14 protein-coding genes are annotated in these 15,167 nt (G+C 42.5%); 2 read left to right on the plus strand and 12 right to left on the minus strand.

What is annotated here, in order from left to right; translation table 11 throughout:
* Nucleotides 1–46: 46 nt before the first annotated feature.
* The 6 genes from IEY48_RS13285 to IEY48_RS13310 form a co-directional block, all read right to left on the minus strand.
* A complete protein-coding gene (locus tag IEY48_RS13285; protein ID WP_188921073.1) occupies nt 47–1,492 on the minus strand; it encodes a methyl-accepting chemotaxis protein in 1,446 nt (481 codons plus the stop codon).
* Nucleotides 1,493–1,733: 241 nt separating this feature from the next.
* Nucleotides 1,734–3,977, minus strand: coding sequence for a xanthine dehydrogenase family protein molybdopterin-binding subunit (locus IEY48_RS13290; RefSeq protein ID WP_188921075.1), 2,244 nt, complete (start codon nt 3,975–3,977; stop codon nt 1,734–1,736).
* A gap of 2 nt (nt 3,978–3,979) precedes the next feature.
* Entirely contained in the window at nt 3,980–4,432 is a 453-nt protein-coding gene (locus IEY48_RS13295) for a (2Fe-2S)-binding protein (protein WP_188921077.1), read from the minus strand.
* A gap of 133 nt (nt 4,433–4,565) precedes the next feature.
* Nucleotides 4,566–5,183 carry a nucleotidyltransferase family protein gene (locus IEY48_RS13300; RefSeq protein WP_188921079.1) on the minus strand — a complete coding sequence of 206 codons (618 nt, stop codon included), beginning with the start codon at nt 5,181–5,183 and terminating at the stop codon, nt 4,566–4,568.
* A 2-nt stretch (nt 5,184–5,185) separates the two neighbouring features.
* Nucleotides 5,186–6,205, minus strand: a complete 1,020-nt coding sequence (locus IEY48_RS13305) for an XdhC family protein (protein WP_188921081.1) — start codon at nt 6,203–6,205, stop codon at nt 5,186–5,188.
* 120 nt (nt 6,206–6,325) lie between these two features.
* Complete coding sequence (locus IEY48_RS13310; protein ID WP_188921082.1) at nt 6,326–6,970, minus strand: MBL fold metallo-hydrolase; 645 nt, start codon at nt 6,968–6,970, stop codon at nt 6,326–6,328.
* A 169-nt stretch (nt 6,971–7,139) separates the two neighbouring features.
* Between IEY48_RS13310 and IEY48_RS13315 the strand changes: the two genes are divergently transcribed.
* Entirely contained in the window at nt 7,140–8,429 is a 1,290-nt protein-coding gene (locus IEY48_RS13315; RefSeq protein ID WP_188921084.1) for an alpha/beta fold hydrolase, read from the plus strand.
* Nucleotides 8,430–8,534: 105 nt separating this feature from the next.
* On the opposite strand, the gene IEY48_RS13320 is transcribed toward IEY48_RS13315, so the two are convergent.
* The 5 genes from IEY48_RS13320 to IEY48_RS13340 form a co-directional block, all read right to left on the minus strand.
* On the minus strand, nt 8,535–9,191 hold the full coding sequence (locus tag IEY48_RS13320) for a nitroreductase family protein (RefSeq protein WP_188921086.1): 657 nt from the start codon (nt 9,189–9,191) through the stop codon (nt 8,535–8,537).
* A 256-nt stretch (nt 9,192–9,447) separates the two neighbouring features.
* A complete protein-coding gene (locus IEY48_RS13325; RefSeq protein WP_188921088.1) occupies nt 9,448–9,993 on the minus strand; it encodes a thioredoxin family protein in 546 nt (181 codons plus the stop codon).
* A gap of 249 nt (nt 9,994–10,242) precedes the next feature.
* Nucleotides 10,243–11,721 carry an ATP-binding cassette domain-containing protein gene (locus IEY48_RS20595; protein ID WP_188921090.1) on the minus strand — a complete coding sequence of 493 codons (1,479 nt, stop codon included), beginning with the start codon at nt 11,719–11,721 and terminating at the stop codon, nt 10,243–10,245.
* Nucleotides 11,722–11,888: 167 nt separating this feature from the next.
* Nucleotides 11,889–12,179 carry a putative quinol monooxygenase gene (locus IEY48_RS13335; protein WP_188921092.1) on the minus strand — a complete coding sequence of 97 codons (291 nt, stop codon included), beginning with the start codon at nt 12,177–12,179 and terminating at the stop codon, nt 11,889–11,891.
* 71 nt (nt 12,180–12,250) lie between these two features.
* Nucleotides 12,251–13,276 carry a zinc-binding alcohol dehydrogenase family protein gene (locus tag IEY48_RS13340; RefSeq protein WP_188921094.1) on the minus strand — a complete coding sequence of 342 codons (1,026 nt, stop codon included), beginning with the start codon at nt 13,274–13,276 and terminating at the stop codon, nt 12,251–12,253.
* Between the two features lie 149 nt (nt 13,277–13,425).
* Between IEY48_RS13340 and IEY48_RS13345 the strand changes: the two genes are divergently transcribed.
* Nucleotides 13,426–14,361 (plus strand): LysR family transcriptional regulator, encoded by a 936-nt coding sequence (locus IEY48_RS13345; protein ID WP_188921096.1) that lies wholly within the window; start codon nt 13,426–13,428, stop codon nt 14,359–14,361.
* Between the two features lie 113 nt (nt 14,362–14,474).
* Here the strand turns inward: IEY48_RS13345 and msrA are convergent, their stop codons facing one another.
* The gene (msrA, locus tag IEY48_RS13350) at nt 14,475–15,068 is read right to left on the minus strand and encodes a peptide-methionine (S)-S-oxide reductase MsrA (RefSeq protein ID WP_188921097.1); all 594 of its coding nucleotides are present in this window, start codon (nt 15,066–15,068) and stop codon (nt 14,475–14,477) included.
* Nucleotides 15,069–15,167: the final 99 nt, after the last annotated feature.

The raw sequence follows: 15,167 nt of genomic DNA on the forward strand, positions 1-15,167 counted from the left end.
ACCAATCATAATAGACCAAACAACAGCATGATTTATTTCATTTTAGTTATATTTTATATTGGCTTAAAATTTCAGCGAGCCCTGTTGACGAGTCATTAAGTTCTTTAGCTAATGCGGTTGACTGCTTAGCTGATGCTCTAATCGTATCCGATTGTTGGCGAATACGATTAATTTGCCCTGAAATATCACCCGCCGACGTGCTCTGCTGTTCGGCGGATGCTGCAATTTGACTGCTCATATCAAACACCGAATTGATAGACCCCGCCATTTGTTTAATATCATCACCCACGCCTTTAATACTCACACTGCCCTGATCGGCCTGTTCAACAATCACGTTGGTAATATGGGTTAAATTTTTAGAGCCCTTTTGCAGCCCTTCAATCATTTTTTGAATTTGCACCGTGGCTTCCTGCGTGCGGCCAGCAAGGGTTCTCACCTCATCAGCCACAACGGCAAAGCCGCGACCTTGTTCACCCGCCCGCGCTGCTTCAATGGCAGCATTTAGTGCCAATAAGTTAGTTTGTTCAGAAATACTGTCGATGGTGGTCACTGCGTCATTAATTTGAGTGGCATCAAGAGACAATTGTTCTACCGATGAAAACGCTTCGCCAATACGCTCAGATAAGTAATTAATCCGCTTAACCGCGTCGTCAATTTTTTGCTGACTTTGCTTCATGTGCTGCGCATTATTTTGCGTATATGATGAGGTCTCGCTCGCATGATGAGACACATCGGCAATGGCTGAGGTCATTTGCTCCATGGCATGAGACACTGAATCTAAAAAATGATGCTGTTGATCTATTAACTCATCATTTGTCACCGCTTGATGATTAAACTCATTCGCCGCGGTTGCTAACGTTTGCGCATTATTGCGTATGGCCTTAACCATTTCACTCATGTTATCAGCGCAGCGGTCAATGTCTTTGGCAATTAAACTGAAATCATCGGTGCCAAAAAAGTTTAATCTAAAACTTAAATCGCCATCGGCTAAGCGTTTAATGGCCATGTACATTTCCCACAGCCCGCCGCCTAATGAGGTCGAAATCCAATAGCTTAATTGAAACAGCGGCAGTAATCCTACTAGTGCGATGATCAGCATAAATTGCGCATCACTCAGAGGATCTTGTTCCCACTGGGCTACATTCTGATTTAAAGACAAATACTGATTACCAACTCTTGCAGCAGCGGTGACGGTATCCCCTATTCGGCCAGTGTTGTCACGAGAGGTTAATTGTAATTGATTGTCAGAGGCAAATTGCTGAAGTTCAGCTGCGGGTAAATTCTGTTGGTTGGCGACAACAGCAAAACTTTGCACACTGGCGCTGACTCTGGCTTGTGATGCCTGTCCGATAAGAGCATTTGCTTGCTGGTAGTTAAGTAATGCAATCACACAGGTAATTGCCGCGACCATTGAACACACAATCCAAAACTTACCATTAAGGCTGAATTTAATCATGATTGCGTCAATTTTTCTAAACTGGATTTGCTTCATCTTTACGCTTCCTAAGGCAATTTAATGCAAACGAAAACTTTATTGGAAAATCAATCTACTTGTGGGATTCAACTCTATATCAGTATAGCCGAGCGAGTCGATTCCATTGTTGAGCCAATCAAAAAACAGTAAAAATGCCTAAGTGCGAATACACTTAGGCATTTGGCTTAATGTTTATCGACTTAAATGAGTAAAACTTAAGTGCTACATCCAGTGAATTTACTGTCTAAGGCAGTTAACACTACACCGCGAGCACCTTATTTAATGGTAAGTCACGATAACGTTTACCCGTTGCGGCAAAGATTGCATTGGTTAAACTTGGCGCAACAGGCGGTACTCCTGGCTCACCAACACCTGCAGGTTTGGCCGTCGACGAGACAATATGCGTTTCAATATCTGGACATTGTGGTAAACGCAGTAGTGGATAATCATGAAAATTAGACTGCACCACTTTGCCATTTTTAAAGCTAATATCGCCCATCATCGCAAGGCTTAATCCAAAAATCACCGCGCCTTCTAACTGCGAATGAACGCGATCAGGGTTCACCACAGTACCAGCATCCATTACCGCGATAGATTTAATCACTTTGAGCTGGTCATTTACCACTTCAACCAAAGTGGCTACCGCCACATAACTCACAAAGCTGCGATGTACCGCCATGCCCCACCCCTGGTTTTTAGTCGCTTTAGGGGCTTTGGCCAGCGCAGCTTCTAGAGCATCTAACACCTTAAGGTATCGAGCAACATCAACCGGATGATCCGCTAACGCTTCACCATAGTTTGCGTATTTAAAGTGATTATTTTCAAAGTTTTCGATACGCGGTTTACCTAATAATTGGCGCCACATATCAATACAGGGTTTGTTGGCATTGACCGCAAGTTCATCCACAAAACTGCCCATGCCAAATGCATGCTGAATATTACACACTGAGCGCATCCAACCAATACGAGTATTGGCAGTGGCTTTAACTGCTTCAAGTTGAATATGCTCTAGTGCTAATGGCACATCGCGAAACCCAAGATCTAGCTCTCCGTCTGACGGATATTCAACTCCTTCAGCAAAGGTTGAGCTAATTGCAGGAAATCCAGTGCGCGCAAGTAAAGCCGTGGGCAACTTGTTGTCATCAACTTTGGCCTGGTACATTTGCGCACTAATCGCGTGGTAATAACCATTTTGAATTTCGTCTTCACGGCTCCAACAAACCTTAACCGGCTTATTGAGTCTTTGCGATAAAATAGCGGCTTCAACACTAAAGTCAGGTTTTGATTTACGTCCAAAACCGCCACCCAGTAAGGTGACATTAACCTTAACTTGTTCTTCTTTAAGCCCTAATGCCCCTGCCACATTTTGCTGAGTACTTTGCGGTGTTTGACTTGATGCCCATAATTCACAACCATCTTTGGTCACACTCGCCGTTGCCACGGGAGGCTCCATCATGCCATGGGTTAAATAAGGCACGGTGTACACCGCATTAACCGTATTATCTGTGGGCCAATCAGTCATTGATGTACCCAATTGGCGGATCACTTTGCCGGGCTGTTTTACTCGCTCAACCAATTCTTTGAGGTACATATCAGAATCATGACTGTCATTGACAGACTCAGACCAGGTAATCTTTAACGCTTTACGTGCTTCAATCGCACTCCAACTGTTGGTGGCAATCACAGCGACGCCACCAAGTGGCTGGAATAACGGCGCACCTTTAGGGACAGGCAAGGTAATAATATCGACAACGCCCGCAATGCTGCGCGCTTTAGTGTCATCCAAAGAGATAACATCACAGCCCAGAACCGGTGGTCGAGTAATACTGGCGTATAACATGCCATCAAGCTTAATATCATAACCATACTTGGCTTTGCCAGTGAGCATGGCGTCCATATCGACAATGGTATGTGATTTGCCAATATGGATAAATTCACTTTCTGGTTTTAATGTCACTGTGGCTAACTCAGGCATCGCAAGCTTGGATGCTGCAAGTGTTAAGTCACCATAAGATAGCGTTTTATTACTGCCTTTATGATGCACTTTATGTGCTTTGGCATACACCTCTGCAACAGGCACTTTCCATTGTTGTGCTGCCGCTTGTTCTAACATAGTTCGCGCGGTAGCGCCCATTTGGCGCATGCGGTGGTAATGCTTACGGATACTGCGACTGCCGTCGGTATTTTGGCTGCCATAACGTTTATCGGCTAAGCCTTGTACCACAACCACTTTATCCCAGTCCGCTTCAAGCTCATCGGCTAATACTTGTGGAATACCCGTACGAATACCCTGGCCCATTTCAGAGCGATGGCACGTTAGGTAAACCTTGTTGTCTTCACCTATGGCGACAAATAAATTCATTAATGCTTGTTTGTCTTGGGCGAGCGCCATTGGGCTCCAAGCTAAACTGGTTCCACCAAGGGCTAAACCACCACCCACTGCACCAAATAACTTAAGCACATTACGACGGCTAATATTTTCAACTGCGGTAAATGTCGTCATGATTAAGCCTCCGATACTGATTTGATTGCCGCTTTGATTCGCGGATAGGTTCCACAGCGGCATATGTTGCCCGACATGGCATCATCTATTTGTGCATCGGTTGGTTTTGCTGTGGTTTTTAATAGCGCTGCTGCAGACATTAATTGTCCTGCCTGACAATAACCACATTGAGGCACGTTGTGTTCTAACCAGGCTTGCTTAAGATTTTGCGCTTCTAGGCCCTCAATGGTGGTCACTTGCTTACCCTGTACTTGCTTAAGGCTGGTTAAACAGCCGCGCATTGGGCTGCCATCCACATGGATAGTACACGCGCCACATAAACCCGCGCCGCAACCAAACTTGGTCCCTGTAAAACCTAAGATGTCACGCAATGCCCATAACACCGGCATGTTGGGGTCGGCATCAAGGGTAAAGTCCTTACCATTGACCAGTAGTTTTTGTATTGAGGTTGTCATAATCACTCCTTAATTAGGGCAGACGGTATACTGATATAAATTATTGCTGTCTCGTAGCAGTGACTTGCAGCTACATCACGTTACTTGAATTTGATTAAACTTAGCTGAACTGGCTTAAGTTAAGTTCAGCGGATTATTGTTGATTTAACCAATGAGTTAAATCGGCAGGGGTATCGATATCGCGTGCGCCATTATCGATAGGCAATATAGTGACACTATGGTTTTTTGCATGTTGTTTTAACACGCTTTTAGCGCCTTTATCGCCTTCAAGCGACATTAGCGCACTAAAATCATCCGCGCGAAAAATGGCAGGCACACCCACATCTTGCAGGTAAAAACTGCAGCAGGTTTGCCTGTTATGCAAAAAAGCCGCGATTAAACTCAAATACTCATTTGCAGTAATGGCGACTTGATCGGCTAATACCAACAACAAGGCATCCGCTTTAGCATCAATCGCATAAGCCACAGCCTGTTTCACAGAACTCGATAACCCAGTTTGCCAGTGTGGATTCATTATCCTCGGCAAACCCTCGGTCATCGCCATAATCTCATCATTAATATGCGCGCCTAACACCACCGCGGCGGGGGGGATGTTGGCAGTTTGAGTCACGTGTTTGAGTGTTTCAATGCTATGCGCTAAAAGGCTTTGCCCGCCCTGAATTTGGGCGGTGATTTTACAGCCATTAAAGCGGTTACTGGCACCTGCAGCCAAAATAACCGTGGTGATATTGGCCGTTAATTGCGCTGTCATCGTTATAGCATCACACTATCAAGGCTGGTTAATTTGCTGTGATACAGCACGCCATGACACTGAGATAAAATACTCAATGCTACCGAGCCGGGTAATTCCCCCCCTAGCGCTAAACCAGCAGGCGCTGAAAAATAGCCACTAAAGTCATCAAGGCTTAATTGGGCTAACTCAAGCACTTTGTCACGGCGATGCACTGGGCCTAATAACGAGATATACGCTATTGATAGAGGTTGCAAAGTGGCTAATGTTTTAGCATCTATTTGCAAATTATGGCTCATCACAAATGCCGCATCTAAAGTGTTGAGTATATCTTTAGATACACTTGGGCACGGGTGCTTAATAATTTGGCAACCGGGAAAGTCATAAGTGCGCGCATAAGCGGTACGCTCATCAAAAACAATGACTTTCCAACCCATGGTTTGGGCCATTTGTGCAATGGGTTTCGCGTCTAAACCGCCCCCAAAAATACCAATGTGCACCGGAGGACGAAGTGGAATATTTAATAGCGTCGTATCTTGCTCAATCACTTTTTGAGTTTTGGTATTCAGGGTAACCGTAATCTGCCCATCTTGATTTTTTTCAATGAACTGACCAGACACCGCATTGCTCGGCGCGCCATCATCAGCAATATTAAGCTGATAGAAGCCGCTATCACCGCGCATTAACGCATCGTGAACGTTCACTAAGCCTAAGTAATTATTCGCTTTATTCAGAGACACCATCATAATATTGACAATACCACCACAACCAAGCTGATAACTGGTATCAGACTCATCCGTAGCATCATAGGTTAATTGCAATACTTGCTGGGTTTGGATTGCACGCTGAGCGTGACGACGAAGATCGGCTTCTAAACAACCGCCGCTTAACATGCCTAAACTTTTACCCATAGGGTGAAACAACATGATAGCGCCGGGTTTACGATAAGAAGACCCTTGCACTTGAGTTAATACTGCTACAACCCAGTCTTCTTGATAAGTAGGTAACCAGGCATCGAGTAAATCAACAAGGTGTTGAACCATGAAAACTGTCCATCATAATAAACGCAGTCTTCTAAGCTAACAGACTGCCTTTACAATGCAAAGAATCAATGGTTTCAATTTATGTCTTAATTTTATGAATGACTTGCAAATAATTAATTTTTAATCAAATAGCTGGTCAGCAACAAATGGATTATGCTGGCGTTCGTCATCAAATGTCGACATAGGTCCATGACCGGGAATAAAGCTTACATTTTTCCCTAATGGCCATAGTTTGCTGGTAATAGAATGTAATAAGTCCTGGTGATTAGACTGCGGAAAATCAGTACGACCAATGGAGCCACGAAACAACACATCCCCCACCCAGGCTAAATTTGAACTGGCGTTGTAAAACACAATATGGCCCGGAGTATGGCCTGGGCAATGCAATACACTTAAGGTTTGCTCACCAACGCTCACCTCATCGCCTTCTTTAAGATACTGCGTGGGTTCAAAGGGTTCTGTACGCGGAAAACCGAAATTTTGACTCTGCTTCACTAAGTTTTCTAACCAAAATTTATCTGCCTCATGCGGGCCAATAATGGGCACCGATAAATTAGCCGCTAAACTGGCAGCGCCACCAACATGATCAATATGGCCGTGAGTCAGTAAAATTTTCTCCACTGTTAACCCCAATTTGGTCACTTCCGCCAAAATGCGTTCTATATCGCCACCTGGGTCAACCACCGCTGCTTTTAAGGTTTTTTCACACCAAATAACACTGCAGTTTTGTTGAAAAGGGGTGACAGGGATGATTTGATACTTCATCGACAACCTCGCGCTTATGATCATATGTTGATTATCAGTTAATTTTACCTAGGCAGTGTTGATCTAGATAGCTTTTTAATGTGATACCCATCAAGCTTTGCATTGTTGATGTACAATATAAGTAATAAAAAAATGCGATTGCAACCCGCAAAGACTCAGTAGGCGATATATGCACATTGATAACACCTTATCAGACATCAAAGTTCGTAAACATTTTTTCTCGGTACCGCTCGATTACCAACAAAGTCCCAGTAAGCAAATTACCGTCTTTGTGAGAGAAATCGTTAGCGTTGAAAATCAACATAAGCAACTGCCTTATTTAGTGTTTTTCCAAGGCGGCCCAGGCTTTGCTGCCGTAAGGCCTGTGAGCAATAGTGGTTGGATTAAACGTGCGTTAACCGAGTACCGAGTATTATTACTTGACCAACGTGGTACGGGGTTATCAACACCAGTCAATGCCACCAGCTTAAGTTACATGAGCGCTACAGATCAGGCTGATTATTTAAGCAATTTTCGCGCTGACAATATTATTCGCGATGCTGAGTATATCCGCACTAAGCTGTCACCCGGTGAGCCTTGGAGTATTTTAGGACAAAGTTTTGGCGGCTTTTGTGTATTGCATTATTTATCTGCCGCGCCAGATGGCTTAAAAGAAGCTTACATTACTGGCGGTATTCCATCATTAACCCGCACGGCAGATGAAGTTTATCGAGCGACTTATCAGCGCGTAATTGCCAAAAATAACGACTTTTTTACTCGCTTTAAAGATGCGCGCAGCTTAGTCGACAATTTGGCCAAGTATATTTTCGACAATAAAGTGTATTTGGCGACAGGCGAATTACTTACCGTTGAAAAACTCCAGCTCCTTGGCATTAATTTAGGTATGGAGCAAGGCCCTGAAGCCGTTTACTATTTGCTGGAACAGGCCTTAATAGACACGCCCCATGGTATTGATGTAAACCCATTATTTTTACATCAATTTAGCCAGTTTCTTGATTACAACACCAACCCCATTTTTGCCTTAATGCACGAGTCGATTTATTGCCAACAACACGCCTCAGCCTGGGCTGCGCACCGTGTCAGGGCCGAGTTTAACCAATTTAACTATCGACCTGGTAAGGCATTATTATTTACTGGCGAAATGATATATCCGTGGATGTTTTCACAATTTGAACAACTTGAGCCTTTACAGCAAGCAGCAGATTTAATCGCCGCGAAAAAAGATTGGCCAAGTTTGTATAACCTTGAAACACTGTCCGCGAATAAGGTTCCGGTGGCTGCAGCCATTTATAGTGAAGATATGTATGTTGAAATGCAATACAGCCTAGAAACAGCCAAACAGGTGGGTAACCTTAAATATTGGCTCACCTCAGAGTATGAGCACAACGGCATTAGAATGGATGGCGAACGTATTCTCGATAAGCTCATTAGCCTTAATCGCGGCCATTGTTTGCGTTAAGATCTGATAATCAATACTAAATATCCCGAGCATAAAAAAGAGGCATAAGATTGAATCTTATGCCTCTTTTTATGGGGATTGTACCGTTTTACAACGGTTGAGCCATTACAATACTTGCAATACTTGCTCAGCCGCTAAGCGAGACTTAGGTAATTTAGCATTGTAGTCTTCATCTGAATGATGGTAACCAAAAGCTAATGCCACATCACATACAAAACCATCAAGCTCTTTAGCAAAGATTTGACCAAGCATTTCGCTGTCAACACCTTCCATTGGAGTAGAGTCAATACCTAGACGTGCAAGTGTGTGCATGGTGTTACCCAGTGCTAAATAAGTTTGTGACTTAGTCCAAGCTGCGTTATTACCCGCTTCGTCTGTGTTTAAATCCACAAACGCAAACGCGCCAAATGCACCTTCACGCTCTTCTGGCTTAGTACGGCCATCAGTAATACCCTGATCTACCACTTTGGCGTAATCGTCACGAGTATACTTAGGGTTATAAGCAAACAATACTGTGTGCGAAGCCGCTTTAGCATGTGGTTGGTTAAACTGGAATTTGTTAGCAAAAGAGTCATGCAAACGTTGCTTGGCTTCATCACTTTCAATCACGATAAACTTCCATGGTTGAGAGTTAATTGATGAAGGTGATAACACCATTGCATCATAAATAACGGCTAAGTCTTCAGCTGATACGCGCTTAGTCGCATCGTAGCGTTTTGCTGTGTAACGTTTTTCTAAATCAGAAATAATAGCGTGGGTCATGTGATGCTCCGTAAAAATGTTAAACAACTAATAATGTTTAGATATCGATATCAACTGGATTATCGATAAATTTTTATGCTCATTATCTGCTCAGCAATTGAGTGCTGATAATTTGCAAAATCTGGATAATACAATTCAAACGAGTCTGAGCTGTATGGTTAAAAAATCGGTATTCGATAGCACCGTTTAATCAGCACTATTTTGTGATTACAGCTATATGGTGCTTAGGTTTGCTTTTTCAATGCAGTAAACAGCTTTAACGCCATTTAATTGAACAGCCCATGCTGGCCGTTTGCTGTTTCGGGCCTTTATTAATGGCGGCAATCATCTGCATCGCATTGACTAATTCAGGCTCACGATTTGGATCATCTTGCAAACGTGCATCGTCTAGGCGACCACGATATTGCAACTCACCAAGGTGATTAAAACCAAAAAAATCAGGGGTACATACTGCGCCATATTGCTTGCCAACTTGTTGGTCTTCATCCACTAAATACGGAAATGAGAAACCGTGTTGCTCGGCAAAGCGAAGCATATTAGCTGGCGAATCTGCGTCAACTGTTTGATAGTCATTCGACATCACAGCCAACACGTTAATTCCTTCTGCCATCAATTGCTGGGTGTCTTTAGCTAAACGCGTTGCGATGGCTTTAACATAAGGACAATGATTACAAATAAACATAATCAACAAACCCTTTTCACCCAAATGTTCACTCATGGTAAACGCATCACCATAAGGATTTTTTAAAGTGAAATCGGGTGCTTTCCAGCCAAAATCACAAATCGGCGTATCGAGTAACATATTTATTTACCAATATTGATGGGTTGATGCTGCACTTGAGTTCATTGACATCAACTCTTTGGCAAACCATATTTTGTTGAAGTCATCATACCGATATTTTAAATCGCCATAAACATCATAAAAATTGAAACATTTTCAATTTTTATTTAATAATCGAATGAAGGGCTAACGATCTTGGCGGATGAAAATTACCCACAAAATTGCCAGCCCCTTAAGCGGTACAGCAAAATAAATGGCATATATAAGGATTTATTTTAGCGTTGGCCCAGAGACCTCGGCCCGATAACCTTGATGGCTATCATCGGCAACAAACTCAATAAAGTGCTCAATGCTATCAAGGCTATCTTGTTGATAGTGTGATACATATAGCAATTGGGTTAACTGCTCTTTGGCAATAAGCTCAAGTGAGTTTTTAATCAGCCTGCGGCCTAAGTAATCTAAGCCTTGGTAGGGTTCGTCGAGGATCAATAATGTAGGTTGTTTTACAATTGCCCGGGCAATTAACAATAAACGTTGTTGGCCATATTCTAACTGTTTAAACGCGGTTTTAGCTAAATGCCCCATATGTAACATGGCTAACCATTCGGTTGCGATAGCCACTTGCTGTTGCGTAGGCTTTTGGTACAAACCGATTGAGTCATAAAAGCCCGACACAATCACATCTATGGCATTACAGTTAACGCGATACTGCATATGCAGCGCAGACGACACCATGCCAATATGCTGTTTGATTTCCCATATGCTCTCACCCGAACCTCTTTTTTTACCAAAAATATCGATATCATTACTATAGCACTGCGGGTGATCGCCAAAAATAAGCCCTAATAAGGTACTTTTACCGCAGCCGTTTGGCCCTTTAACTTGCCAGTGCACGCCATTATCGATACGCCAATTCACTCCAGAAAAAATCACCTTATCGCTGTAAGCAACTCGGCCGTTATGCAGTTCAAATACCGGGTTGGCAAACTTGGCACTGTGACGATGACGTCGAATAAGTGCTAATAGCTCTTCACTTTGCTGCCCAGACTGTGCAGTTAATTGATGAATAACTGGATGATTAACCCATTGATCTTTGCTCATCACACTGTCAAGTTTACCCTGGTTAAACAAGGCAATTTTCTCTATCCATTGCGGCATATCTTCTTCGCGCGATACCACAACCAACATTTGCATGGTGTGTGATAGTTGCTCAAGAAACGCGGTCAAAGTGCTTCGATGCTCAACATCAAGCCCTGCATAGGGTTCATCTAATACTAAAAAAGGCGCTTTTGTCGCCAAAGCTCTGGCCAACATGACTCTGCGACCTTCACCGGTAGATAATTGGCTAAAGCTGCTTTGACTGAGGTGGGTTAAATCTAACTGTTGCAATAATTGATGGCTTAAGTTGTTATCATGACACTGATCATAAATAACTCTAAAAACAGTGGTTTTAGGGTCGGTATACCCCAGAGATTCGCTGTCATCCTGCTCTAAAATATCTTCAAGCAATTGCTGCTGTTGTTGCAATGACACAAATGCAACCTGTGATAGGTCGGCCCCAGTGATTTGCCCCGAATACGCAAGGGTTTTGTCGACAGCATCTTGGGTCAGTAATTGCCCGAGCATTTCACCCACATCACCTTCGGTACTAAACACCCCCCAAGATTGTTGCGACTCAATAAGCCAGTCATCAATATTCATCGTAACGCTCGATGAACGGCATTGCAGTTGTGCAAATCTAATTTCCATTGTTACCCTTCCATACGCTTTACACTAAACAATCTAAATTAGGGATAAATATGCCTGTTATATCAGTTACATTGATTGAGTGTCCAATCAAGCATTAACTTTACAACAAAAAAAAGCAGATCATGATTATGATCTGCTTTTTATGTTAATTGTAGCAACGGTAAAAACTACGCAATAATGGTCATTTCATTTAATACAAACTCTACAACAGCACCTTCAACAGCGGAGGCGTACTCAGCAATATGCTGGTTACCCATATGTGCTTGCCATAACTCACGGCTCTGCCAGTTTTCATAAAACATAAAATGAGCTGGGTTAGCATTATCTTGGTGTAGGTCGTAGTTAATGCAACCTTCTTCAGCGCGCGTGGCTTCAACCAGTTTAATTAATTCAGCTTTCACTAACTCGATTTTGTCCGCTTTCGCTTTAATATTGGCAACAATCGTTAATTGTGACATCTTGAATCCTCTATTTTGAGTCTAATTGATATTTTTATAATGTTGATATATATACTTTATATGACTTAAAATTAAAAACCTTCAAGTACAATTTTACCAATAGAACGACCAGCTTCTAATGCTTCATGAGCGGCACGTAAGTTAGCGGCATTAATTTCGCCCATGTGTTGGCCTAAAGTCGTTTGAATATAACCCTGGTCAACTAAATCAGCCACACGGTTTAGTAAACGGCTTTGCTCTTGCATATCTGCAGCATTAAACATTGAACGAGCAAACATGAACTCCCAGTGCAATGACAAGCTCTTTAACTTCAGTTTAGTCACATCAAGCGCTTCTGGATCATCAATCATGGCAATCTTGCCAAATGGCGCTAACACTTCTATGTAACTTTCAAAGTAAGCATCAGTGCTATTTAAGCTAGCAACATGCGTTACAGGGCCAATGTTTAATGCTTCGATTTGCGCGGTCAGTGGCTTAGTGTGGTCAACAACATAGTCAGCACCCAGTTTTTTAACCCAATCACTTGAGCTTTCACGTGATGCTGTAGCAATAATAGTTGCACCTGTAATGGCTTTAGCAATTTGCACAAAAATAGAACCCACACCACCCGCTGCGCCAACCACTAGAATCACTTCATTTGATTTTTCAACTGACGTTGGGCTCTGCTTCTTAATGGTTAAATGTTCAAACAATAATTCCCATGCGGTAATGGCTGTTAATGGTAAAGCGGCGGCTTCTGCATTTGATAAGCTTTTTGGCTTAAAACCCACTAAACGCTCATCAACCAATTGATATTCAGCATTGCTACCTGAACGGGTAATGTCACCCGCATAATATACAAGATCACCTGGTTTAAATTGGCTCACTTTGTCACCGGCAGCAATCACTTCGCCTACAGCATCCCAACCAATCACTTTAACTTCACCATCAGCAGGTGGCATGTTTAAACGTACTTTATAATCTGCAGGGTTAACCGCAATGGCTGCGACTTTAATTAATAAATCACGACCAGTTGCAATAGGCTGCGCTAGAGTAACGTCGATTAATGATTCTGGGTTATTTATTGGTAGAGACTGCTTATATCCGATGGCTTTCATGTTGTTATTCCTAATAATCTAATGAGGAGCTAATATTTATAAAATAAGTGTTAAATAAGGTTCAAACTTGATGAAGCTATATTAGCGCTTGTTTTATTTGTCATAAACAGCATAATAATTGAAACATTATCAATCAAAAATGGATAATCATGCTATTAGAAGACCTACAAGTGGTGCTTAAGGTTGCCGAATTTCGCAGTATTACTGCTGCAGCAACCAATTTAGACATGCGAACAGCCACAGCCAGTGCGGCTTTAAAGCGAGTAGAAGCCAATTTAGGTGCTGAGTTGTTTATTCGCACCACGCGGCAATTACGCTTGTCGAGCGCCGGCGAAAAGTACATTCCGCAATGCGAACAAGCCATGTTGATGCTTGAGCAAGCCAAACAAAATATGAAAGGTGAGCTTGATATCATTGACGGCGATTTACGCCTGGCGATGTCATCAGACCTTGGCCGCAATATTGTGATCCCATGGATTGATGACTTTATGACAACTTACCCAGAGGTCAGCCTTAGAGCCAATATTAATGACAGCAACCTAGACTTTTATCGCGATTCAGTCGACTTAGCCTTGCGATATGGCTCCCCAAACGATGCCAACTTATATGGTTTTAAAATTTGTAACGTGCCTCGTTTATTGTGTGCATCTCAAGCCTACCTAGATAAATACGGCACACCAACCCACCCACAAGACTTAGCATCCCACAACGGATTATTATACCAACTGAATGATATAACCTACGACGTGTGGGAGTTTTCTAAAGATAATGAACAGTTTAAAATTAAAATGAAAGGTAATCGAGTGTCTAACGATGGCGAACTAGTCCACCGCTGGAGCCTATCAGGCAAAGGGATCGGGTTAAAGTCATCTCTGGATATCTCAAATGATTTATTGTCCGGAAAACTCATCAATATTCTGCCTGAATACAGTGCCAACGCGACAGAACTGTGGTTAATCTTCCCTAGCAGACAATCCATCACTCCTGCGGCCCGCCTACTTCGCGATACATTGAAACAAAAAACCAGAGTTATTTTGCAACAATTAATCGCTAAAGGCATTTTAGATAAAAGCGTGCTGGATTAATATTGTTAAGCTGAGGTTCAGCGATTTCATATGTACACCATTAATGTCCTGCGGTGACGACATTCGACACCGCAGATTATACATAACAGCTCAAAAGCTCTTAAACGTTAAACTTAATGTGTTGCTTTATCGCCCCAAATCTCTGCTAATCTTTTGTCTCTGCCGCAGCTCCAGCGGTAAGCATTATATCTAATAGGGTTGTTTTTATAGTAATCCTGATGGTAACTCTCATCGCCTTTTATCGGATAAAAGATAGACGCATTTAAAATAGGCGTGACCACTTTATTATTGGGGAATTGCTTTTCAACCTGGCTTTTAGACTGTTGTGCAATTGCTCTTTCGGTATCGTTTGCCACAAAAATCGCACTTAAATAGCTCGAGCCTTTATCGCAAAATTGCCCTTGTGCATCAAAAGGGTCAATGTTAACCCAGTAATAATCTAACAGTTCTTTGTAGCTAACTTTGTTAGGATCATAGGTAATTTCAACCGCTTCATAATGACCTCGGTGGTTGCCGTTGTAGGTAGGGTCTTTGATGTTTCCTCCAGTAAATCCTGAAATAACATCTGTTACACCATCAAGTTTTTCAAAATCAGACTCCATGCACCAGAAACAACCACCAGCCAAAATGGTTTTATCTGCGCTGGCATTCGACGCATAAGCCAATAAACTTGCGGCAAGCACGGTTAACACTAGTGTGCTTTTCATAGCACCCTCCTTTAATTTTTTATTGATTATGCTACCGATCACAACACTACAATATGGATTTAAAAGGCTAAAGGTTCACTATGGCATTGATTAAACTTT

This window comes from Shewanella saliphila (assembly GCF_014648295.1).
In the GTDB taxonomy this organism is placed as follows: Bacteria; Pseudomonadota; Gammaproteobacteria; order Enterobacterales; family Shewanellaceae; genus Shewanella; species Shewanella saliphila.